Annotated in this window: 22 protein-coding genes; 2 read left to right on the top strand and 20 right to left on the bottom strand. The window is 58.8% G+C overall.

Features of this window, described 5'->3' with window-relative positions:
- Positions 1-151 precede the first annotated feature (151 nt).
- The 13 genes from ACA069_RS05895 to ACA069_RS05835 form a co-directional block, all read right to left on the bottom strand.
- Positions 152-658 (bottom strand): phage major tail tube protein, encoded by a 507-nt coding sequence (locus tag ACA069_RS05895; RefSeq protein WP_497616688.1) that lies wholly within the window; start codon positions 656-658, stop codon positions 152-154.
- On the bottom strand, positions 658-1,824 hold the full coding sequence (locus ACA069_RS05890) for a phage tail sheath protein (protein ID WP_497616686.1): 1,167 nt from the start codon (positions 1,822-1,824) through the stop codon (positions 658-660). The genes ACA069_RS05895 and ACA069_RS05890 overlap by 1 nt, the downstream gene beginning before the upstream one ends.
- A 2-nt stretch (positions 1,825-1,826) precedes the next feature.
- Positions 1,827-2,012 carry a hypothetical protein gene (locus ACA069_RS05885; RefSeq protein ID WP_003222199.1) on the bottom strand — a complete coding sequence of 62 codons (186 nt, stop codon included), beginning with the start codon at positions 2,010-2,012 and terminating at the stop codon, positions 1,827-1,829.
- A gap of 101 nt (positions 2,013-2,113) precedes the next feature.
- Positions 2,114-2,659: a DUF4376 domain-containing protein gene (locus ACA069_RS05880; RefSeq protein WP_497616684.1), complete on the bottom strand. Its 546-nt coding sequence runs from the start codon at positions 2,657-2,659 to the stop codon at positions 2,114-2,116.
- Between the two features lie 9 nt (positions 2,660-2,668).
- Positions 2,669-5,128, bottom strand: coding sequence for a phage tail-collar fiber domain-containing protein (locus ACA069_RS05875; RefSeq protein ID WP_497616682.1), 2,460 nt, complete (start codon positions 5,126-5,128; stop codon positions 2,669-2,671).
- Positions 5,129-5,764 carry a phage tail protein I gene (locus ACA069_RS05870; protein WP_187679130.1) on the bottom strand — a complete coding sequence of 212 codons (636 nt, stop codon included), beginning with the start codon at positions 5,762-5,764 and terminating at the stop codon, positions 5,129-5,131.
- Positions 5,761-6,756, bottom strand: coding sequence for a baseplate J/gp47 family protein (locus tag ACA069_RS05865; RefSeq protein ID WP_497616680.1), 996 nt, complete (start codon positions 6,754-6,756; stop codon positions 5,761-5,763). Before ACA069_RS05865 ends, ACA069_RS05870 begins: the two co-directional genes overlap by 4 nt.
- The gene (locus ACA069_RS05860; protein ID WP_095188860.1) at positions 6,753-7,085 is read right to left on the bottom strand and encodes a phage baseplate protein; all 333 of its coding nucleotides are present in this window, start codon (positions 7,083-7,085) and stop codon (positions 6,753-6,755) included. The genes ACA069_RS05865 and ACA069_RS05860 overlap by 4 nt, the downstream gene beginning before the upstream one ends.
- Before the next feature lie 14 nt (positions 7,086-7,099).
- Entirely contained in the window at positions 7,100-7,708 is a 609-nt protein-coding gene (locus ACA069_RS05855; protein ID WP_497616678.1) for a phage baseplate assembly protein V, read from the bottom strand.
- A gap of 3 nt (positions 7,709-7,711) precedes the next feature.
- Entirely contained in the window at positions 7,712-8,233 is a 522-nt protein-coding gene (locus ACA069_RS05850) for a hypothetical protein (RefSeq protein ID WP_497616677.1), read from the bottom strand.
- 70 nt (positions 8,234-8,303) lie between these two features.
- Positions 8,304-8,642 carry a phage holin family protein gene (locus tag ACA069_RS05845; protein WP_038357950.1) on the bottom strand — a complete coding sequence of 113 codons (339 nt, stop codon included), beginning with the start codon at positions 8,640-8,642 and terminating at the stop codon, positions 8,304-8,306.
- Between the two features lie 152 nt (positions 8,643-8,794).
- Positions 8,795-9,211: a tail fiber assembly protein gene (locus ACA069_RS05840; RefSeq protein WP_489878298.1), complete on the bottom strand. Its 417-nt coding sequence runs from the start codon at positions 9,209-9,211 to the stop codon at positions 8,795-8,797.
- Positions 9,212-9,728: 517 nt separating this feature from the next.
- Entirely contained in the window at positions 9,729-10,463 is a 735-nt protein-coding gene (locus ACA069_RS05835) for a LexA family transcriptional regulator (protein WP_095191963.1), read from the bottom strand.
- A 208-nt stretch (positions 10,464-10,671) separates the two neighbouring features.
- Here ACA069_RS05835 and mutS point away from each other — a divergent pair, with 208 nt between their 5' ends.
- A complete protein-coding gene (gene mutS, locus ACA069_RS05830; protein ID WP_497616675.1) occupies positions 10,672-13,254 on the top strand; it encodes a DNA mismatch repair protein MutS in 2,583 nt (860 codons plus the stop codon).
- Positions 13,255-13,417: 163 nt separating this feature from the next.
- Complete coding sequence (fdxA, locus tag ACA069_RS05825; RefSeq protein ID WP_054047139.1) at positions 13,418-13,741, top strand: ferredoxin FdxA; 324 nt, start codon at positions 13,418-13,420, stop codon at positions 13,739-13,741.
- A gap of 485 nt (positions 13,742-14,226) precedes the next feature.
- On the opposite strand, the gene rpoS is transcribed toward fdxA, so the two are convergent.
- The 7 genes from rpoS to fghA form a co-directional block, all read right to left on the bottom strand.
- Positions 14,227-15,234 carry an RNA polymerase sigma factor RpoS gene (gene rpoS / locus ACA069_RS05820; protein ID WP_489880874.1) on the bottom strand — a complete coding sequence of 336 codons (1,008 nt, stop codon included), beginning with the start codon at positions 15,232-15,234 and terminating at the stop codon, positions 14,227-14,229.
- Between the two features lie 106 nt (positions 15,235-15,340).
- Positions 15,341-16,222: a peptidoglycan DD-metalloendopeptidase family protein gene (locus ACA069_RS05815; RefSeq protein WP_489880873.1), complete on the bottom strand. Its 882-nt coding sequence runs from the start codon at positions 16,220-16,222 to the stop codon at positions 15,341-15,343.
- A 211-nt stretch (positions 16,223-16,433) separates the two neighbouring features.
- Positions 16,434-17,069, bottom strand: a complete 636-nt coding sequence (locus ACA069_RS05810; protein WP_177327338.1) for a protein-L-isoaspartate(D-aspartate) O-methyltransferase — start codon at positions 17,067-17,069, stop codon at positions 16,434-16,436.
- Between the two features lie 41 nt (positions 17,070-17,110).
- Positions 17,111-17,860 carry a 5'/3'-nucleotidase SurE gene (gene surE, locus ACA069_RS05805; protein ID WP_187679138.1) on the bottom strand — a complete coding sequence of 250 codons (750 nt, stop codon included), beginning with the start codon at positions 17,858-17,860 and terminating at the stop codon, positions 17,111-17,113.
- Positions 17,848-18,906 carry a tRNA pseudouridine(13) synthase TruD gene (truD, locus tag ACA069_RS05800; protein WP_497616673.1) on the bottom strand — a complete coding sequence of 353 codons (1,059 nt, stop codon included), beginning with the start codon at positions 18,904-18,906 and terminating at the stop codon, positions 17,848-17,850. Before truD ends, surE begins: the two co-directional genes overlap by 13 nt.
- Positions 18,903-19,376 carry a 2-C-methyl-D-erythritol 2,4-cyclodiphosphate synthase gene (ispF, locus tag ACA069_RS05795; protein ID WP_187679140.1) on the bottom strand — a complete coding sequence of 158 codons (474 nt, stop codon included), beginning with the start codon at positions 19,374-19,376 and terminating at the stop codon, positions 18,903-18,905. Before ispF ends, truD begins: the two co-directional genes overlap by 4 nt.
- A gap of 45 nt (positions 19,377-19,421) precedes the next feature.
- Positions 19,422-20,267, bottom strand: coding sequence for an S-formylglutathione hydrolase (gene fghA / locus ACA069_RS05790; protein WP_497618198.1), 846 nt, complete (start codon positions 20,265-20,267; stop codon positions 19,422-19,424).
- Positions 20,268-20,315: the final 48 nt, after the last annotated feature.

Below are 20,315 nucleotides of genomic sequence, written 5' to 3'. Positions count from 1 at the left end.
TGAATTCCTTGGTGATTCTTGAGGGGTGTAGCAATTCCCTTGTAGGAGTGAGCCTGCTCGCGACAGCGGTCTTTCAGGCACATTGATGTTGAATGTGCTGGCCTCATCGCGAGCAGGCTCACTCCTACAGGGTTATGTGGTGATGGGAGGGTTACGGCATCAGCACCGCACGACGGGCATCACCGAGGATGTCGACGCCGTTGAGCACGAACTTCTGGGTGCGCACGTCGATGTCGATCACCGGGATACCGTTTTCCAGGCGGTTGTAGGTGCGGCAGGACAGCTCAAGGTTGGTCTTGGGTTTTTCGCCCATCTTCACCGCGGTTTCCTCAAGGGATTTCAGCTTGCCGCCGACGGTGTGATAGGTGAACCAAGTGTTGCCGTCCTGATCCTGACCAGCCTCACGCACGTTCAGCAGGATGTCGTCGCCCAGTTTCACGCCCAGTGCGAGCATGACTTCTGTGCCCATGCCTTGCAGGGTCAACTTGGCGTTGAGCGCTTTGCCACCCTTGACCATTTCTTCAACAATGAAGCGGCCGCCACGCATCTCTTCCACATCGAATTCGATCTTCGGCGGAGTAAATTCTTCTACGGTCGCCGACAGCGGCAGGCCTTGCAGGGTGGCCGCGATGGCCTGTCTTACGCGGTTGGTAAACATTAGAGAACGTCCTCCAGGAACTGCTCGATGATTTCATCGCGGGCGTTGAGTTGATAAACCATGTGTTCGTTCGGCGCGTAGCGGCCGTAGTCGATGACCACGTACCAGGTGCCGTTCTTGTACTTCTCGACGCTGTTGAGTTCCGGGTGCAGATACACGCTGCCGCCAGGAATGGTTTCGTCGGCGACCAGGGTTTGCAGCCAGTCGTTGATGCGCTTGACCTCTTGATCCATGAACGACTTGGTGAGGTTCTTGGCCATGGCTTTCTGGCCGGCCTTGACCAGCTTGCGGCTGATCGCATCTTCGAGGCCGACGTAGCTGATGAACTTGCCGGTGATCGAGCGGTTACCCAGCAGCGAGAAGCCGCCGAGCACGGTGCGGGCGTAGTAGCTGACGCCGTAGCGGTTGAGCAGATCGCCTTCGGTGGAGGTGTCGAGGATGTTGTATTCCACGACGCGGGAAACGTCTTCGGCGTAGGTCACCTGGTTGCCCGGGCTCTCCCACTGCTTGACCTTGGCCAGCGCAGCAATCGCCAGGCTGGACGATGCAATGAAGACGTTTTTCTTCGCCGCTTTCGAGTACACGGCCGGCATGTTGTGCACCACCAGGCAACGGTCGAAACCGAGATCGGCGCCGCCGAGTTCCTGGCTGTACAAGACTTGGTCAGCGACCGAGGCGTCCTTGCCATCCAGCACCACACGAGCCTTGATGCGCTTGCCGAACGAGGCGAACTCGCTGGCCACCGCTTTGGTGCCGGTGAAGCCCGGCGCGCCGATGATGGTCAGGTCTTCCGGGACACTGCCCAGTGCCGCCAGACCGAGCTTGCGGCCAGTCGCCGGCTCGACGCCGCCGATCACTGCGTTGACGGTGTCGGCCGGAGTCGCGCCCGCTTCGACAATCACCACATACACCGGCACCTTGACCACTTTGAGGATCTGGTAAACCGCGTGATACAGGGTGCCCTCTTCCGAACCGGTCGGATCGAGCAGCGCATGGGTGGTGAAGCTGTTGATGCGGAACGGGGCGTTACGCGGAATCAGCGGATCAGCCTTCGGCGCGGTGCCGACCAGACCGATGACGTTGTCACCCAGGCCACCCATGGCCTCGGGGGATTCAGTGGCATTGACGGTAATGCCGTTGTGCTCGAAGTTCAGAACCTCAGCCATGTTCAGTCAGCCTTCTTGGCAGCGGCCTTTTTGGCCTGGGTGGTAGGTGTTTTCAGTTCCAGTCGACCGGCGGTGTGCAGGGCACTGGCCTCGACGTCGAGCAGATCAAGGTCTTGACCGACGCTCGACCAGTGCCCACCGCCGGTGGGGAATGGGACGAGCACGGTGTAGGTTTGGCGGGTTGCCATTTTTCGTTTCTCCATAAACGGGAAAGCCCCTCGAAGGGAGGGGCTTGGCGGGTGTTGAGTGTTTTTGGGCGGATAAAAAAACGCCCCGGGGTGCGGGGCGTTTATTTGAGCGTTGGGGTTATGTCGGTTGGCGCAGAGTCCGGCCAACCTTCGTTGAGCATTTCATCTGAAAAGGTGCCCTCCTCGATTGCTCGGAGCAACTCCCGTTCGCGGTCAAAGCAAGCCTGGACGTGCGCCCTGACTGCCTTGGCAATCGCGAGAATCTGCTGCGCTCCGATTTCTACGAAACCATCGAGGGATTTGAAGTTGCAGCGATAGTCAGGATCAAGGATAGCCGAGAGCCCTGCGCCGTAAATCAGGCCTGCGCTTTCGCGCGAGGTCGAAACTGACAGGCCGTCGACTGACACAACAGAATCTTCACGCTCAAAGCGTTCAGCGGCGAGCAGCGGCGCATAGTCAGGTATCACTTCCGGGAAAGGCTCTTTGACAATCTCATCGCCCACCAAACGCCAGATTCCATCAGTTTCTTGCGTCAACCTGAGAAACAGGGTTTCTTCGACTTTCACTGCTGATGCGGGGATTGGATGTACCCCCGCAATCAGACAGGTTTGCAAATTTGAATTCTGGTCAAACAGTGCGTATTTCATGATCTCTCCTTAACTTCCCACCGCGACCCAATGAAACACCGTGACCCCAGGAAACGTATGTTTTCCATAAAATGCCGTGAGGCTCGATACGCCGACGTCAACATATCCGTTTACTGCCGACCCCGGCGTGTAGTTCAACGTGGCGTTCAGGCTGTACATGGCGTTTGGGAAGGCAATCGGAAAGGCCGTCGAGAGATCCGTACCGCCATTTCCAGAGACTCTGCCCCACTGGATGATCAAACCGCCCAGCCACGACGGGAACACGATATATCCGTTGATGGCCTTGAGAATCTGAAATCCCCAGCGAAGTTTTTTCGGTGTCACGATTGTGCCGTCGTCAGCCCCGGCGTCAGCCAGTTCCTGGGTGGCGATCTTGGCCGTCCCCTGTTTGATCTCGGTGGCCTGCTGAGCCAGAACGGCCAACGCAGCGACATCAATGTTTCCCTGATTGATCGGGGCGTTCCAGGCTTTGATGCACCACATCACGGCGAGGTTGCGCGGGCGGGTTACACCTAACGCACCATCGCTAACAGGCCCGGCACCAGTGGTAAAAACTGAGTTACTGATCGGGTAATCCGACTGCGAATGAGCATCGAGGCCATGCGCCTGCGCGATGCCCGCATTGGACGCAGTGTTATGCCATAGACCGGATACGGCCAAGCTCTCGTTGGATGGATCAAAGGACTGCAAACTGCCCTTTTGCCAACTCCCCAGAATCCGCCCCGCATCCACGCCACGTCCATGATCCCAGCCCCGGAGGAACTCACCACGCGATTCCGGCAGCCGGAAGTTGCCTGCACCCTCATTCCCCTTGTTGTAAGCGGTTCCGAGATACGCGGCCAAGTCCGGATAAGTCGCAATGCTCTGCACACTGCCATCCAGCTCAAGAAAGCCGGGAGGTACGATCCCGGTCGGAAATGCCAGGACAGCACCCACCGGAACGGCAGATCCGAGACGGGAGACTTCCTTCACCAGCGCCGCTACATCGATGTTTCCCTGATTGATCGGTGCGTTCCAGGCTTTGATGCACCACATGACCGAAACGTTGCGGGGACGGGTTTCAGTACCGCCAGCGTTGACCGTGTTCTGGGCATTCACCAGTTGCATAGTAGTGCCGCTATCTACCGGGGAAAGGAATGCACCCCCTGAGATACTCGCTGCCGCGCCATTAATCGTTCCTGCCTGCCAATTACCTGCAGGGTCGAAAGTCGCAGCAGTTCCATCAAAGTAACGATGGTTATGCGCAGCAAATGCCTCCGTCTGACTTGAACCGATTCCCCTCCCAGTATCCACGCCTCTACCATGATCCCACCCACGCAAAAACTCCCCACGCGTCTCAGGCAAGCGGAAGTTACCAACCCCCTCATCGCCCTTGTTGTACTTGCCGCCCAGATAAGCGCTCAAGTCCGGGTAAGTCGCACTGCTTTTGACGCTGTTATCCAGTTCCAGAAAGCCCGGCGGTGGTGCATCAACCGGGAACGCGACAATCGAACCCACCGGCAACGCCGACGCCTTGGCAATCAACGCTTCAACTTCAGCCTTGGTGTACGAATCCTTGATGCCAAACCCGGCCAGCGTCTCAGGGTTCGCACCCGCCGTCGCGCGGCCATATTCATCAACGGTCAGACTCTTGTAAGTCCCGGCAGTAATCCCTGTGCGCCCCGCCAACATCTTGAACGTCAGTGCAGTAGCACCGAGGGTGATCGGCGCATTGGTGGTCAGGTGCCACAGCGAATCGCCGTTCGCCGTGCCCTCCTCCACCATCACCGTCAGCCCCGGAGTGACCTTGGCGCTGCTGTTGGCATCGCTCGCCCGCACCCAGTCTCCGTTGGCAACAATCCACAGGCCGTTGTCCTTGGCCAAGGTCTGATTCGCCAGCAGCACGCGGTCACCAGCAATCACTGCCACACCGTCAATCTGCTGCGCACCGCTCAACACGATGTTGCTGGATGCTGCAACACGCACCGACTGCTTGCCATCCAGTTTGCCGAGTTCTTCGGCGAGGTAACTCATGACCCACGCACGGGTAGCCTTGACCACCGTGTCATCAATCAACAACGTCACCAGCGACGCATTGCTGGTCTCGAAAATCGAGCGAATGTAGAACTCTTTACCCGAACCCGACGTCGCCAAAACCGGTTTGAACGACTCCGGGTATTTGACGATGGCATAGAGAACGCCAGTGTCAGTCCACAGCCCAGCCTCACGCACATACCAACCGCCAACATCCGGCGGAATGGTGACTTCGGCGAGCAGCCAGCTCGGATTCTTCTCGTCCTGGAAGAGTGCATTGAGCGGCCCGCGCCAGACTTCGCGTTTCAGCGCAGTGGCGGTCGCGGCCGGGTTGTAGACGGAGCCGCCGCCGTCGCCGACGGAAATCTGCGTCAACTTGATCGGCACGCCCGCGGCCTTGCACGCCGTTTCGTAGGCAATCCCTGCGTTGGTGAGCAGGGTGTAATAGTCAGCCATTCAGGCCCCCTGAGGATAAATAGTGGATGTTTCGACGGTGTACATGCCTGCGGCCATGAACGCCTCTCCCGAGGTTTCGAGCCCTTCGATGAACACCGGATAAACCGTGGTCAGTTCGCCGCAGAAGGTCGCTGCGCCGATGTAATGGCTGCCGAATGCGCTCAACCCGACCGAGACCGACAGCACATCCCGTTCGCTTTTGGCATCGGCCAGGCGTCGGTCGAGACGGGCGTCGATTTCTTCGCTGTAGGGTTGTTCGCTGAAGGCTCGTACGGAAAAGCTGTAAGGCGCGCCGGGCGGCGTCTGTTCGTACCAGGCGCGGATTTCCGGGCGCAGTTGCAAACCCTTGGCGGCGTTTTCCAGTGCCTTGCGAGTGCCGGCCTGACGCGCAGTCGGCCAGGCGAGTTCGACGGTCAGGCGTTTTTCCGTTTCAGGCGCGGCGGTGCTCCATTCGGCGACGCCGCGATCCGCTGCGAGATACGGCAGAAATGCGACCGGCGTTTCGCTCGGGTTCATCAGTTCGGGAAACGGCGGCGCGATGCGATCAAGCAATGCGCCGAAGCCCAGATCAAGCCCTCGCTCAAGTGCCGAGCTGTTGGCCGGCAGCAACGTCGGGCGCTGAGTTTTTTCACTCATAGCGTCAGCACCTCAACCTCGACCGCCGTGCAATACGGCGCTTGAAACGCGGTGGTCACGATCGGCGCCAGCGGTTCCAGAATCTGCAGTTGCACGGCGCCAGCGCTGTGCAGCGTGTAGTCGATCCAGCTAGGATCCACCCGCCCTTCGAGGCGATGGCAACTGTCGGCGTAAGCCTGCAATTGTTGCTGCGCAGCGACTTGGGTCAGGCCCGAATCGGGGCCGGAATTGATCTTGGCAACGATGCGAATTTTGTAGCGCTGGATCTCGGCAGCCTTGACGGTGACGAGGTCAGTTTCCGGTCGCACATCCGGTCGGGCGAAGTGCTGGCGAACGCCTGCAAGCAATGCCTCGGATGGCGTGCCGTCAGCGTTCCGCGCAAGCACGGTGACCTGTACTTCGCCCGGCGCGGTGCGGCGTCCATTGCCGTCCTTGACCTGCGCGGCGAGGCCATCCGGGTTGAAGGTGTAAGTGACACTCACCACACCGGCATCAGTAGATTCGACTTTCACCGTCGGCCGCTCGCCGAGGGTGAACACCTCGCGGCGATACTGCATCCGCGACCCCGCCGCCGGCGCATGGGGCGCCAGGTAATAACGCAACCGGGCGTCGTCGTCGCTCTCGTAAATCGCCGGCACCGGCGGGAAGGCCGCGGGGTCACCGGGATCGAGCAACTGCCGTTCCAGGCCCATGTCCGCCAGCCGCGCATCGAGGTTGCTGCCGGTGGCCCACCACGCCAGCATCTGCTTGATGCGGGCGTTGTATTTACGCTCGTGGGTTTGTAGCCGAACGCAGAAGGCTTCAAGCGCCAGGGTCAGCAGCTCGCTTTCGTTTTCCAGGCTGGTCTTGAGTTTCGCTGCGCTGTCCGGCGAGCGGGCGCCGACGTATTCGATAACGAAGCTTTTGAACTCGGCGAGCAGGTCTTCGAAGGCGTCGACGGCGATCAGCGCGGGTTCGGCCAATTGGTTCTGGCCGGGGATCAACATGCTCATGTCACGACCTCGAAGGTTTGTTGACGGTTTTTCCAGGTGCCGGCGAAACGCAGCAGCAGACCGGCGCCCTGACGGCTGGCGACAATCACTTGCGGCTGAAAATCATCGATACCGTTTTGCTTGTTGTAGAACGCTTGCGCTGCGTGGCTCTGAGCCAGAAGCAAAACGTCGTCGCCGAGGTTCTGTCCGAGTAGCGAGGGGATCAGCGAGCCATACAGGGGCCGTTTTTGCCGGGTGCCCAGCGGCGTGGTCAGAGCCCGGGTCGCGCGCTGCACAAATTGCAGCCAGTCGTCGACCGTGGCCCCGCTGTCTCTATCGATTCCGATCATGGAAGGCTCTTGAATCAGGGGCTGATGACGCGGCCCTGGTGATCGACCAGCGGGCCGCTGAAGTGAACGCCCGAAGCGTCGATGGTCAGGCCGACGGCGCCCAGTTGCAGGTTGATGGCCTGCGGGGTCAGCGCCAGTCGCGCCGGGCCGATACTCAGCTCCAGCGATTCGCGAGAACCGCTGAACGCTGCCGGACCGTTCTGCCAGTGAAGGGTGTGCGAGGCGTCGTCGTAACCGCTTTCACTGCCGTCCTGATGCACGCGGCGCGTCAGCGTCGGTACGGTCGAAGTCGGCGGAAAGCGATCACTGTTCAGACCGAACAACGCCACCGATTGCGCACCGCTTTCACCGCTGCCGTAGTTGAACAGCAGACACTGCTCACCCACGGTCGGGATCCGCGATTCGCTCTGCGCTCCGGCGCTCGGATTGAAGAACTTGATGGCCGGCGTGAGCAGTCCACCGTGGCTGACCGTGCAGGTGTTGCTCGCCGCATCGACTGTCTGGCAGACGCCGATGCGGCAGTAGCTCTCGGCACGCCGATGCAGGTCTTCGATTTCCGCTTCCATTTCGGCCAGGCGTTCGATGATCGGGCCCAGTTGCATGCGCAGTAATGCGTCGAACATCGGTCAGGCCTCCAGCGCGGTGTATTGGTCGGGATCGTCGATGTTGCTGACTTCCCAGGTACGGGCGAATTTCGGCGTGCCGAGTGGATCGTCGAGCAACGTCGGGCCGAGGTAGAGGGTCTGGTTGAACGTCAGCGTCCAGGCCTTGTATTGCTGATCAGCGCGGACGAGTAGTGAAGGCAAGCCGTCAATATTCATCGGCAAATCGCATTGATCGCCAGGCAGATTCCAGCGGTTGTCGGTGATCAGGTTTTTCAGCACGGCGATCAGATCGCAGGCGGCAAATGCCGTGGCGGAAAGCGCCGGGATGACTTGCAGCGACAACGTCATGACATGAGCAATTCGCCCATCGGCGGAGCGAACTCCCGACGCATTTCGATCGAAGTCGATCAGCACCCAGGCCTGATCGCCGGGAGCATTGAAATCATCTTGATTGCCGAAACTGAGGGTGAGTCCTGCGGTGTTGCGCAACGTCGTCGCAATGGCTGTGAACAGTTGCGACGGCTGCTGGATCGGTGTGGGCATACATGACCTCCTTTTCAATCGTCCACGCGAAGCCCTGCCGCCAAAATGGCGGCACGGAAAACAGTCAGGGTTAAGGCTGGTCGCGCGGCGGGACTTCGCAGACGCCAATGCGCTTGGCGGCCCAGCGCTCGTAAAGACCTATAGCGACGTCGGCGCCAGCCATTGCGGTCAGGCAACCAAAGGCGCCGGCGGCCCAGATCGACAATCCTGCGGCATACAGCAGCATGATTGCCGAGACGCCGCAGATCATGCAGGCGCCGGAGCGCAGGGCCAGGCGCCGCAGCAATGACCAGCCGCGGGCGCCTTCCTTGTCGGCGCGCCACATTTCGCCGGACACCCCGCCCACTACGGCGAGTAGGATGACCAGCCAGATCGGCATGTCCGCCAACGCTTGTTGCTCGCTTGTCATGTCACGCCTCCTGGGGGTGATTGATGAGTGGTGTGTGTTGGGTTCAATCGTTTTCTCTTGAGGTAGGCATTCCAAAAAGCCCGGCAAATCCGCCGGGCTTTTCAGTAATGCGCTCCGGTTCAAGCAGAGAAAGCAAATGCATCAACCCGGATTCAAGGAACTTCAGGCCAGGTGACGGTCAGCGGATAACCCGGCTGTTTGTTGACGTTGCTCATGTCGATGAAAAACTGCTTGTAGGCCAGCAATGCGGCTTCATCGGCTGGCGTAGCCAGACCCAGCTCAACCTTGTACGCCAGCGCACTGGAAGCCAAAGTGTTATTGGCTCGTTCGAGTCGTGGCGTTCTTGCGCTACGCAGTTCGTTAGAAAGCTGCGACGGCTGCCCCCACATATCGCTGTCGGTAAACTTCCAGACACCGTCGGTTTTTACTGCGTTCCAGGAGTAATCAATCTTGGGCAAAGCAGTGACATCTACCCAGACCTGATTGGCGGGAAACTCATCGGTGATCGGGTTATCGGTTTCAAAAATATTGTCGACCTGACCAGCAACTACACGTGCGTACTTTTTCATGCTCATCTTCCTTATTGATTGCCGGCATCCCGGCCTTTCAGTTCCTGCCCGGGTAGGCATTCCAAAAAGCCCGGCAAATCCGCCGGGCTTTTCAGTAATGCGCTCCTTCGCCTTCCTTTAAGTCCTTTAGTCAAAAAAGGAAGCTGACTTTTCGGCGCTACTGGCGCGGTACGAGTCCGTTCAAATTGTTTTTCCGACCGCGGTCCCTGCCCGTCGGATAACTGCTTCTGGTGCTTTACGCTGCACACCCGGGTCAGTTGCCAACCCTCTGAACCGTTGAGGCCGGTTCATCGCTGCCTGTTCTTGTGGAACTAAAGAGCTTTCGTTTCCAGCCGCTTTGTCGAGCGGCTTGGTGGCAATAATATGCATGGATGCATATACAGTCAATGCGTAAATGCATTTATTTATGCGGAAGAAATGCACTGGCGCATGCATGCCGCATAAATCGTGGCGTTGAGGGTTTTGCGCAGGCGAAAAAAAACCCGCCGATGGCGGGTTTTATCTGACCGGGGTCTGCTTAGCGGGCGTACATGCCCCACCAGAAGACGTGACCGAGGATGACGATCTGCTCTTCCTGGATTTCCTGGAAGGTGTAGTCCTCGTCCGGATGTTCGTCGCGATTGAAGCTGCGCAGGCGGATACCGGTAGGCAGCCGATAGAGTTGCTTCACCCGCAACTGGCCGTTGTGGTTGATTGCATAGAGATCGCCATCGATGATGTCGCCAATACCGCACTTGCCCGCGTTCACGCCGACCGTGGCGCCGTCACGCAGCACCGGTAACATGCTGTTGCCACGCACCGTCACGCACTTGGCCTGATCGAATTGCACGCCGTTATGGCGCAGGCTGCGCTTGCCGAAGCGCAGGCTAGAGCGCTCGCTCTCTTCGATGACGAATCTTCCTGATCCCGCTGCCAATTCAACCTCACGAAGGAAGGGCACCGACACCTCGTCATCATCGACAGGCGTGTCGTCGTCCCACAGCATTATGTCCTTGAGTTCCGCATGCACGTCATCACGCGCAGCACCGGCAGACGGCGCAACATCCGCGCGCCCGCGCAACTGATCGGTGCTTACATTGAAGTACTCGGCGATTTTCGAAATGTGTTTATCCGAAGGATCGACGATCTTCCCGCTGAGAATCCGCGAGAGAGTGGATTGAGGCACGCCGGTGCGACGATGGAGCTCCGTGGGGGAGATCCCGTGCTGGTCGAGCAGTGCTCTTAAGACGGAGGATACGTTGCGTTTTTGCATAACGCGCATAGTGCTTGAAGTTTTTCGCGAAGACAAATGCTGATTTGCATAAATTGTGCATAAACACACAAATCATGGGCAAAAGTGTCAGCGGGCCGTCATGCCTGCGTCGGATAGACCGCCATGGTAATCTTGCGCCCATCGCGGAAAAGCCCGGCGGATGCCCCGCTTTTGCCCTACACCTTTGAACGAGTTGCCTGACAATCCGATGAATAAAGCCGTCTCCGACCTGTCCTCCCACACTCCGATGATGCAGCAGTACTGGCGCCTGAAGAACCAGCACCCGGATCAGCTGATGTTCTATCGCATGGGCGATTTCTACGAAATCTTCTATGAAGACGCGAAGAAGGCAGCCAAGTTGCTGGACATCACTCTGACAGCGCGCGGGCAGTCGGCGGGGCAGGCGATTCCGATGTGCGGGATTCCTTACCACGCGGCGGAAGGGTATCTGGCGAAACTGGTCAAGCTCGGCGAGTCGGTGGTGATCTGCGAGCAGGTTGGCGACCCGGCCACCAGTAAAGGCCCGGTAGAGCGCCAGGTTGTACGAATCATCACGCCGGGAACGGTCAGCGACGAGGCGCTGCTGGATGAGCGCCGCGACAACCTGATCGCTGCGGTACTGGGTGACGAGCGTCTGTTCGGTCTGGCGGTGCTGGACATCACCAGCGGCAACTTCACCGTGCTGGAGATCAAGGGCTGGGAAAACCTGCTGGCGGAACTGGAGCGCGTCAACCCGGTTGAGCTGCTGATTCCGGACGATTGGCCAAGGGATCTGCCGGCGGAAAAACGCCGTGGCGTGCGTCGTCGTGCGCCTTGGGATTTCGAGCGTGACTCGGCGCTGAAAAGTCTCTGCCAGCAGTTTTCCACACAAGACTTGAAAGGCTTCGGCTGCGAAACCCTGACCCTGGCCATCGGCGCCGCCGGTTGCCTGTTGGCCTACGCCAAGGAAACCCAGCGCACCGCCCTGCCCCACTTGCGCAGCCTGCGCCACGAACGTCTCGACGACACCGTGGTACTGGACGGCGCGAGCCGGCGCAACCTGGAACTCGACACCAACCTGGCCGGTGGACGCGACAACACTCTGCAATCGGTGGTCGATCGCTGCCAGACCGCCATGGGCAGCCGCCTGCTGACCCGTTGGTTGAACCGTCCGCTGCGCGATCTGACTGTATTGCTGGCGCGCCAGACCTCGATCACCTGCCTGCTCGACGGTTACCGCTTCGAAAAGCTGCAACCGCAGCTCAAGGAAATCGGCGACATCGAGCGCATTCTTGCGCGGATCGGTCTGCGCAATGCCCGTCCGCGTGACCTCGCGCGCCTGCGTGATGCCCTCGGCGCGCTGCCGGAACTGCAAGTGGCGATGACCGATCTCGAAGCGCCACACCTGCAACGCCTGGCAACCACCACCAGCACTTACCCGGAACTGGCAGCGCTGCTGGAAAAAGCCATTATCGATAACCCACCTGCGGTAATCCGTGATGGCGGCGTGCTGAAAACCGGTTACGACAGCGAACTGGATGACCTGCAATCGCTGAGCGAAAACGCCGGGCAGTTCCTGATCGATCTGGAAGCGCGGGAGAAAGCCCGCACCGGGCTGTCCCACCTGAAAGTCGGCTACAACCGCATTCACGGCTACTTCATCGAGCTGCCGAGCAAACAGGCTGAATCGGCTCCGGCAGACTACATCCGTCGCCAGACGCTCAAAGGCGCCGAGCGCTTCATCACGCCGGAACTGAAAGAGTTCGAAGACAAGGCGCTATCCGCCAAGAGCCGCGCCCTGGCGCGCGAGAAGATGCTCTACGAGGCGCTGCTGGAAGATCTGATCAGTCAGTTGCCACCGTTGCAGGACACCGCTGGCGCGCTGGCTGAGCTGGATGTGCTGAGCAATCTCGCCGAACGTGCGCTGAACCTTGATCTGAACTGCCCACGTTTTGTCAGCGAGCCATGCATGCGCATTACCCAGGGTCGCCACCCGGTGGTCGAGCAAGTGTTGACCACGCCGTTCGTGGCCAACGATCTGAGTCTGGATGACAACACGCGAATGCTGGTGATCACTGGCCCGAACATGGGCGGTAAATCCACCTACATGCGTCAGACTGCTCTGATCGTGCTGTTGGCGCATATCGGTAGCTTCGTGCCGGCTGCCAGTTGCGAACTGTCGCTGGTCGATCGGATCTTCACCCGGATCGGTTCCAGCGATGACTTGGCCGGTGGCCGTTCGACCTTCATGGTGGAAATGAGCGAAACCGCCAACATCCTGCACAACGCGACCGAGCGCAGTCTGGTGCTGATGGACGAAGTCGGCCGCGGTACCAGCACCTTCGACGGTCTGTCGCTGGCATGGGCGGCGGCTGAGCGTCTGGCGCACCTGCGTGCCTACACGCTGTTTGCGACTCACTATTTTGAACTGACTGTTCTGCCGGAAGCCGAGCCGCTGGTGGCCAACGTGCATCTCAACGCCACCGAGCACAACGAGCGCATCGTGTTCCTGCACCATGTGCTGCCGGGGCCTGCGAGCCAAAGCTACGGCTTGGCGGTTGCACAACTGGCAGGTGTGCCAAGCGAAGTGATCGTGCGTGCCCGCGAGCACTTGAGCCGCCTGGAAGATACGGCATTGCCGCATGAGGCACCGAAACCAGCCGCCAAAGGTAAACCGGCCACGCCACAACAGAGCGACATGTTCGCCAGCCTGCCGCATCCGGTACTGGATGAGTTGGCTAAACTGGATATCGACGACATGACGCCACGCCGTGCGCTAGAAATGCTCTATGCACTGAAGAACCGGATATAAGCACTGAAGAAGCGGATATAACGCAAACGGCTTCAAGCTGTTAGAATCTCGCGCGGTTTGGGATGCTGCTGGCTAATAGCCTGGCCAGCAGGCATCGCTCCCGAACCTGGCGACCCCAACCGTGAAGGGGCAACGCTGCCGCCGCCTGAGGAGAAAATTAGAAATGACCTTCGTCGTCACCGACAACTGCATCAAGTGCAAGTACACCGACTGCGTAGAAGTCTGTCCGGTGGACTGCTTTTACGAAGGCCCGAACTTCCTGGTCATTCACCCGGATGAGTGCATCGACTGCGCCCTGTGCGAACCAGAATGCCCGGCCGTAGCCATTTTCTCCGAGGACGAAGTTCCGGAGGAGATGCAGGAGTTCATTCAGTTGAACGTCGAGCTGGCCGAGATCTGGCCGAACATCACAGAGAAGAAAGAATCGATGCCGGATGCCGAAGAGTGGGATGGCGTCAAAGGCAAGATCAAAGACCTCGAACGCTGATCTGCCCCGCGTTCAATAAAAAGGCCCCTTGCGGGCCTTTTTGCTTTTCCGGGATTGCTTTTTTGCAGACAAAAAAAGGGGCGGTTTGACCCGCCCACATTTTTTCCCTATTCCCTGTGTTCCTTTTCATCGTCCTGATGAATCGCGTCCTGCGATGTCCTTTCCCCTCGTCCTTGAAGGGCGTGTCTGTCCGTCGACACAACCCAGATACTAAAGAGTTCCCTGCCAAGAGCAATTGGCGCTGGAGACTGGAATGGGCTGTCATAAGCACTTCATATTAATAAATAAATATATAAATCAATAAGTTAGAAAAATACCGCAATCAGAATAGACGTCTGCCTCCGTGCAAATCTTGCGAACACTTACGAAAGAGTAAGCCGAAGCTTACACCGAGAGACTACAAATGATGGAAATGCTGACCGTATGTCCGGCAACAAAAAACCCCGAACCAGTCGGGGCTTTTTGTGGGCGGTGGTTCGATGCGTTTACTGGAACAACGACTCGCTCGACAGGCCATTCTTCTCGAGAATTTCCCGAAGGCGCTTGAGGCCCTCCACCTGGATCTGTCTCACCCGTTCCCGGGTCAGGCCGATCTCAAGGCCTACGTCTTCCAGTGTGCTGCTCTCGTGGCCGCGCAGACCGAAGCGGCGTATGACCACCTCGCGCTGCTTGTCGGTCAGCTCCGACAGCCATTGATCGATGCTCTGCGACAAGTCGTCATCCTGCAGCAGTTCGCATGGATCGGTTGGCCGATCATCCGTCAGGGTGTCCAGCAGGGTTTTATCCGAATCCGGACCCAGCGAGACGTCGACCGAAGAAACCCGCTCGTTCAGGCCCAGCATGCGCTTGACCTCGGCCACTGGTTTTTCCAGCAGGTTGGCGATTTCTTCGGGTGAAGGTTCGTGGTCGAGCTTTTGCGTCAGCTCCCGTGCAGCCCGCAGGTACACGTTGAGCTCCTTGACCACATGAATCGGCAGCCGAATGGTCCGGGTCTGATTCATGATGGCGCGCTCGATGGTTTGACGAATCCACCAGGTCGCGTAGGTCGAGAAGCGGAAACCGCGTTCGGGATCGAACTTTTCCACCGCGCGGATCAATCCGAGGTTGCCCTCTTCGATCAAATCCAGCAGCGACAACCCCCGATTGACGTAACGCCGGGCGATTTTGACCACCAGCCGCAGGTTACTTTCAATCATGCGCTTGCGCCCGGCGGGATCGCCACTTTGCGACAAGCGCGCAAAATGAACTTCTTCCTCCGGGGAGAGCAATGGGGAAAAGCCGATTTCGTTGAGATACAACTGCGTGGCATCGAGTGCCCGCGTGTAGTCGATGTACTTATGTTGTTTAAGTGAAGCGGAGTGTTTGGATTTGGAACGAACGGAAGGTGGAGCAGCCCCTTCATCATTCGACATCGAATCCGAATCGATGCCGGCCTCCATAAGGAGAACCTCATCGTCGATGTCAAACTCCGGCACTTCTTTACTGAGAGCCATTGTTATAGTCCTTTGGTGAGTTCGACCCCAAGCTCAAGCGACGCCTTTATCCTTGGCAGCGCTGGAGCCTGTCCCCTCTACGTGACGGAACAGGCTGGCTTACAAATCAACGTCTTGGCAGGAACTGCAGCGGATCTACAGGTTTACCTTGTCGGCGAATCTCAAAATGCAGTTTCACCCGGTCTGTACCCGTTGACCCCATTTCGGCAATTGTCTGTCCGACCTTGACCTGCTGTCCCTCCCGAACCAACAGCCGACGGTTGTGACCGTAAGCACTGACGTAGGTTTCGCTGTGTTTGATGATGACTAATTCGCCGTAGCCCCTTAAGCCACTCCCGGCGTATACCACCGTCCCATCAGACGCAGCTAAAACAGGCTGTCCCAAATCCCCGGCGATATCAATTCCTTTATTCAAACTACCGTTTGAAGAGAATTTTCCAATCAGAATGCCATTAGATGGCCATCCCCAGCCGGTCGGGGCTGGACCCGCTGGAGGCAGTGGAGCTTGGGTTTGCTTGTTGGCGACGGACGGTACTGCACCAGTAGAACCGCCCGCAGAACCGGTGGTTGTAGTGGTGGTCGTGCCATTTGCCTGACGCCGGATTACCGTAGTTTTGCTGGATGATGAAGGCGAAGAACTGGCGTTGCTTACCACCGCCGTGGACGTTGAACCGGCGCGGCCGTCGAAGCGAATTGTCTGACCCGGATGGATCGTATACGGCGTAGGAATATTGTTCCGGGCTGCGAGGGCTTTGTAGTCCCAACCGTAGCGAAAAGCGATGGAAAACATCGTATCGCCCGGACGGACTACATATTGCCCGGTCGTCACTGTAGGACGCTGCGCGACTGCATTGTTGCGATCGACTACCCGGACATTGCTCGATTTGGTGCTGGAGCAACCCACCAGCAAGGTGCTCAAGACAAGGCCAGTCACCAGGCGCTGAAAGCTCGTGTTACCCATACGCTGCGCAATGACTGTGAGACTCACCCGCCGCTCCCTTTGTGGTGGCTGAAAAATTTTGAATGCCGGATTTCGGCATAAGTGTCGCAAGTATAACGGGCCGAATCGGCTTTACCTTTAATGAAGCGAAATCGCTTCGCGCACACGTTTGCAAGCTGACAATCTGCGCCGTTTAAACCATCGTCGCCGGAGTAAGACCGAGGCGAACGAAAGGAATTCAGCGCCTGTGCATAAATGCTCAGGCCAACGGCCCATTGAGCAAAGGCACGAAGCGAACAGCGCCCAAAACGTGTCGTGAGAAACCGTGCTCTTCACGCACGATCAGCATCAATTGCTGTACTTCCCCCGAGCCTACCGGGATCACCAGACGTCCACCCGGAGCCAACTGATCGAGCAATGCTTGCGGCACGTCGGTGGCCACGGCTGTAACGATAATGCCGTTGTAAGGCGCCAGGGCCGGCCAGCCTTCCCAACCGTCGCCCCAACGAAACACCACGTTGCGCAAGTTCAACTCGACCAGACGTTCCTTGGCGCGATCCTGCAGAACCTTGATGCGCTCAACCGAGAACACCCGCTCCACCAGTTGCGACAACACGGCCGTCTGATAACCCGAACCGGTGCCGATCTCCAGTACCTTGTCCAGCGGACCGGCCTCAAGCAGCAGCTCGCTCATGCGCGCCACCATATAAGGCTGGGAAATGGTCTGGTTATGGCCAATGGGCAGCGCCGTGTCTTCATAAGCGCGGTGCGCCAGTGCTTCGTCGACAAACAGGTGTCGCGGCGTGCGGCGAATCACTTCCAGCACCTTGGCGTTGGACAAGCCTTCTTCGTACAGGCGCTGGATCAGACGTTCCCGCGTGCGCTGGGACGTCATGCCGATGCCGCTGCGCATTCTGTCTTCGTGTTCACGAGCCATCAGCGCAGTCCCTCCAGCCAGCCGTCAAGACTTCTGAAGGCATCGTTGAAGGTGCGATCGAGCTGCAAAGGGGTGATGGAAACATAGCCTTGCATCACGGCATGAAAGTCCGTGCCCGGCCCGCCATCTTCAGCATCGCCAGCGGCAGCAATCCAATAACCGGCTTTGCCGCGTGGATCGACGACTTTCATCGGCGCCGCCGCCCGGGCACGATGGCCAAGTCGGGTCAGCTGAATACCGCGAATATGGTCGATGGGCAGATTAGGAATGTTCACGTTGAGCACCGTGCGCGGCGGCAGATCGAGCCCGGCATGGGCCTCGACCAGTTTGCGCGCAAAGTAGGCCGCCGTAGGAAGATTATCCACCTGACGTGAGACCAGCGAAAAGGCAAACGACGGACGTTCGAGGAATCGCCCTTCAAGGGCGGCCGCCACTGTCCCGGAATACAACACATCATCGCCAAGATTGGCGCCGAGGTTGATACCGGAAACCACCATGTCCGGCTCACGTTCCAGCAGACCATTAAGGCCCAGATGCACGCAGTCGGTCGGTGTGCCATTGAGGCTGATAAAGCCGTTGGCCAGATATTGCGGGTGCAACGGACGGTCGAGCGTCAGCGAACTGCTGGCGCCGCTTTTGTCCTGCTCCGGGGCGATAACCACGCACTCGGTGTAATCTGCCAGCGCAGCATAAAGCGCGGCGAGACCGGGTGCGGTTACCCCATCGTCGTTAGAAATCAGAATACGCATGGGCTGTCCGTCTGCCCCACCGGCACCAGATCAACGAGTTCGCGCACCAATACGGTGGCGAAGCATCCGGCCGGGAGGACGAATTCCAGTTGCAGAATGTCAGGCTGGGGATAATGCCACGTCAACCCGCCAATGGGCAGCCGCAGGATGCGACGTTCGTGGCTCATGCCGGCGTGAATCAACCAATCTCGCAGATCCGCTTCACGGGCGGCAATCCCCTGCTCCAGATCATGGACAGCGCCAGCCGCCGGGGAGTCACCTTCGCCCCACTGCGGGCCGGTGGGATGCAGGTCGAGAATCGCCAGACGCGGATCGCTGCATTCAGCTTCACCGGCGGGAAAAAAGCTGCGGCTGTCGGTGAATGCCAGCAGGTCGCCAACCAGCGCGCGCTGCCAGGTGCCATCGGCGACCCGCGCCGCCAGCACCTGATTGAACAGAAAACTGCGTGCCGTCGACAGCAGTCGCGAGCGCACATTGCGTTGCTCAGGCAACGCCTTGCGCGCCGCCCACGCACGCGCATCGATGACGTTGCCGCCGTCATGGCCGAAACGCTGAGCGCCGAAATAATTGGGAATGCCTTGCTTGGCGATCAGTTGCAGACGCTCTTCAATAGCCGCTTTATCGCCGGCGAATTGGGTCAGGCGCAGGGTAAAACCATTGGCCGAATGCGCGCCGCGTTGCAGCTTGCGCTTGTGGCGGGTGGTTTTGAGAATCTTCAGCGTATCGTTTTCCGCTGCCGACAGATCCGGATCAGCCTTGCCCGGCAGCTGCACGCTGAACCACTGACGGGTCAGCGCCTGACGATCCTTCAGCCCGGCATAACTGACCGTGCGCAGAGGCACACCGGCAGCCTTGGCGATGCGCCGTGCAGCCTCTTCAGTATTGAGGCCGCGTTTTTCGACCCAGATCCATAGGTGTTCGCCGTCACCGCTAAACGGAATATCGAGGACTTCATCGACCTGGAAATCTTCAGCGATGGCTTTCAGTACTGCGGTGCCGAGGGGTTCGCCATAGGCCCGCGGGCCGAGCAATTGCAGTTCATTCATGCGCGCAGCAACAAGGCAACGGAGTGCACGGCAATGCCTTCTTCGCGACCGACAAAGCCAAGCTTCTCGGTAGTAGTAGCTTTCACGTTCACTTGGTCCAACTCAACTTGAAGATCCGCAGCGATCAGCGCGCGCATCGATTCGATATGCGGGGCCATTTTTGGTGCCTGCGCGACGATGGTGTTATCGACGTTGCCGACTTTCCAGCCTTTGGCGTGGATCAGTCCGACCACATGGCGCAACAACGCACGGCTATCGGCGCCCTTGAATTGCGGATCGGTGTCCGGAAAGTGTTTGCCGATATCACCCAGCGCAGCGGCACCGAGCAAGGCATCGCTCAAGGCGTGCAGCAGGACGTCACCGTCGGAATGAGCGAGCAGCCCGAAGCTGTGTGCGATTTGCACGCCGCCCAGAGTAATGAAATCGCCTTCAGCGAAACGGTGCACATCATAGCCGTGGCCAATACGCATAAGAAAAAACGCCCCGATTTTTGTCAGGGCGTGATTCTACCTGCATTAACCGCGCAGAGCGCGTGCGTGATGCTGCAAGTGGTCGTCTATAAAGCTTGAGATGAAGAAATAGCTGTGGTCGTAGCCCGGTTGAGAGCGCAAGGTCAGCGGATGGCCCGCTTGTTTTGCTGCTTGTTGCAGGGCTTCCGGTTTGAGTTGGGTGGCGAGGAAGTCGTCGCGATCACCTTGGTCAACCAGCAGCGGCAGCTTTTCATCGGCCTCGGCGATCAGCGCGCAGGCATCCCATTCTTTCCACTTCGAACGGTCTTCGCCCAGGTAACGGGAGAACGCCTTCTGCCCCCACGGGCAATCCATTGGATTGTTGATCGGCGAAAATGCCGACACCGATTGGTAACGCCCCGGATTGCGCAATGCACAGACCAACGCACCGTGACCGCCCATAGAGTGCCCGCTGATGCTGCGCTTATCGGACGCCGGGAAATGCGCTTCAACCAGTGAAGGCAATTCCTGCACGACATAGTCATGCATCCGATAGTGCCGCGACCAGGGTTCCTGCGTGGCATTCAGATAAAAACCGGCACCGAGACCGAAATCCCACGCGCCATCCGGATCGCCCGGGACATCAGGGCCGCGCGGACTGGTGTCCGGCGCCACGATGATCAAGCCCAGCTCGGAGGCCATGCGCATGGCGCCAGCCTTCTGCATGAAGTTCTCATCGGTGCAGGTCAGACCCGACAGCCAATACAACACCGGCAGCTTGCCGCCCTGCTCCGCCTGCGGCGGCAGGTACACGGCAAATACCATGTCGCAACCGAGCACGTCGGATCGGTGGCGATAGCGCTTGTGCCAACCACCGAAACTTTTCTGACAGGAGATGTTTTCCAGACTCATGTAAAGACTCCTACGCGGCCACAGCAACAAGCCTTCACGACTTGTTGC

Source organism: Pseudomonas sp. LBUM1652 (genome assembly GCF_059716105.1).
This window is presented reverse-complemented; position numbering and strand designations above follow the sequence as displayed.

Excerpts from the sequence above, each read along its gene's own strand:
- rpoS (WP_489880874.1), bottom strand. The coding sequence starts at position 15,234 with ATGGCTCTCAGTAAAGAAGTGCCGGAGTTTGACATCGACGATGAGGTT.
- ACA069_RS05850 (WP_497616677.1), bottom strand. The coding sequence starts at position 8,233 with ATGCCCACACCGATCCAGCAGCCGTCGCAACTGTTCACAGCCATTGCG.
- truD (WP_497616673.1), bottom strand. The coding sequence starts at position 18,906 with ATGAATGAACTGCAATTGCTCGGCCCGCGGGCCTATGGCGAACCCCTC.
- ACA069_RS05860 (WP_095188860.1), bottom strand. The coding sequence starts at position 7,085 with ATGATCGGAATCGATAGAGACAGCGGGGCCACGGTCGACGACTGGCTG.
- ACA069_RS05855 (WP_497616678.1), bottom strand. The coding sequence starts at position 7,708 with ATGTTCGACGCATTACTGCGCATGCAACTGGGCCCGATCATCGAACGC.
- fghA (WP_497618198.1), bottom strand. The coding sequence starts at position 20,267 with ATGAGTCTGGAAAACATCTCCTGTCAGAAAAGTTTCGGTGGTTGGCAC.
- surE (WP_187679138.1), bottom strand. The coding sequence starts at position 17,860 with ATGCGTATTCTGATTTCTAACGACGATGGGGTAACCGCACCCGGTCTC.
- fdxA (WP_054047139.1), top strand. The coding sequence starts at position 13,418 with ATGACCTTCGTCGTCACCGACAACTGCATCAAGTGCAAGTACACCGAC.
- ACA069_RS05880 (WP_497616684.1), bottom strand. The coding sequence starts at position 2,659 with ATGAAATACGCACTGTTTGACCAGAATTCAAATTTGCAAACCTGTCTG.
- ACA069_RS05895 (WP_497616688.1), bottom strand. The coding sequence starts at position 658 with ATGTTTACCAACCGCGTAAGACAGGCCATCGCGGCCACCCTGCAAGGC.
- ACA069_RS05885 (WP_003222199.1), bottom strand. The coding sequence starts at position 2,012 with ATGGCAACCCGCCAAACCTACACCGTGCTCGTCCCATTCCCCACCGGC.
- ispF (WP_187679140.1), bottom strand. The coding sequence starts at position 19,376 with ATGCGTATTGGCCACGGCTATGATGTGCACCGTTTCGCTGAAGGCGAT.
- ACA069_RS05875 (WP_497616682.1), bottom strand. The coding sequence starts at position 5,128 with ATGGCTGACTATTACACCCTGCTCACCAACGCAGGGATTGCCTACGAA.
- ACA069_RS05870 (WP_187679130.1), bottom strand. The coding sequence starts at position 5,764 with ATGAGTGAAAAAACTCAGCGCCCGACGTTGCTGCCGGCCAACAGCTCG.
- ACA069_RS05890 (WP_497616686.1), bottom strand. The coding sequence starts at position 1,824 with ATGGCTGAGGTTCTGAACTTCGAGCACAACGGCATTACCGTCAATGCC.
- ACA069_RS05810 (WP_177327338.1), bottom strand. The coding sequence starts at position 17,069 with ATGACGTCCCAGCGCACGCGGGAACGTCTGATCCAGCGCCTGTACGAA.
- ACA069_RS05865 (WP_497616680.1), bottom strand. The coding sequence starts at position 6,756 with ATGAGCATGTTGATCCCCGGCCAGAACCAATTGGCCGAACCCGCGCTG.
- mutS (WP_497616675.1), top strand. The coding sequence starts at position 10,672 with ATGAATAAAGCCGTCTCCGACCTGTCCTCCCACACTCCGATGATGCAG.
- ACA069_RS05840 (WP_489878298.1), bottom strand. The coding sequence starts at position 9,211 with ATGAAAAAGTACGCACGTGTAGTTGCTGGTCAGGTCGACAATATTTTT.
- ACA069_RS05845 (WP_038357950.1), bottom strand. The coding sequence starts at position 8,642 with ATGACAAGCGAGCAACAAGCGTTGGCGGACATGCCGATCTGGCTGGTC.
- ACA069_RS05835 (WP_095191963.1), bottom strand. The coding sequence starts at position 10,463 with ATGCAAAAACGCAACGTATCCTCCGTCTTAAGAGCACTGCTCGACCAG.